1 pseudogene is annotated in these 899 nt (G+C 36.6%); it reads right to left on the bottom strand.

The features are described 5' to 3' along the window. Nucleotides 1-451 (bottom strand): annotated as a pseudogene (locus tag AC1DG9_RS27385) (helix-turn-helix domain-containing protein); the annotation flags it as partial. Nucleotides 452-899: the final 448 nt, after the last annotated feature.

Here is an 899-nt window from a genome sequence, read left to right on the forward strand (position 1 = left end):
GATAAAGCGACATTATGATATAAGCAATACCAGAAGGTAAAATTGCGAAATGGACGATTTTTAATAAGCCCAAATAACCAATGCCATTGTTTTCGTAAATAAATATCTTCTCGCCTGTGGCCAACAAAAAGAACTTCGACAAAGCAATATATGCTAACACTGCAGGAAGAAAATGAAAAGAACAGTACAATTTCCCGATCTTCTTTCCAGTTAACAAAGTAGCATACAAATACAAAAATGGGCCATGAAGCAGTGGCATGGGAATCTCAAGACCCAAAAAGTACGGATATTCCAGAAATTTATCTGATGCAATTAAGTAATAGCAAAGCAGGTGAATAGAGATCAAAAATAGCCAGAAGGCCAATACCAAATCTGCCCTAGATTTACCTTTTTTTGTAAAAAGCAGTATGGAAAGAAATAAAGAAATGACAACTCCAACAATATGTATCATGGCCTATACTAAGTATGGGCTAAATATAAAAGAAAACGGTAGATTTTGAATTATCATCTCTCTTATCTAATCATTCAAATAGTTAATTCATTCATTGTTAGGCACCCATGCAATTAGAATAAAAAGCGATGGTTTGGACAGCACCCCTTTATATGATTTCATAAAACACAAGGAGGAATTTGATATTTTAAAAGCTGCAGAATGGGTTTCCGTTCACCAGCTGGTCCCGCATGACATCTTGACGTTGATTTAGTATAGCGCAGCAGCTGGCACAAAGACAAATCAGGGCAAAAGGTCTATAAAATAAAAGGCGCCAATCACGTTTATGACGCCTCCCATCCTTATACTTCTGACCGCCTGCCTAATCATTTACAGCAGGCAGGCGAAAAACGTTAAATTTTATTTTACAGTAAACGGCACTGAAATATTGCCCCATTCTAAAACAACC

The sequence above is a fragment of the Pedobacter sp. 05L430 genome (genome assembly GCF_056397585.1).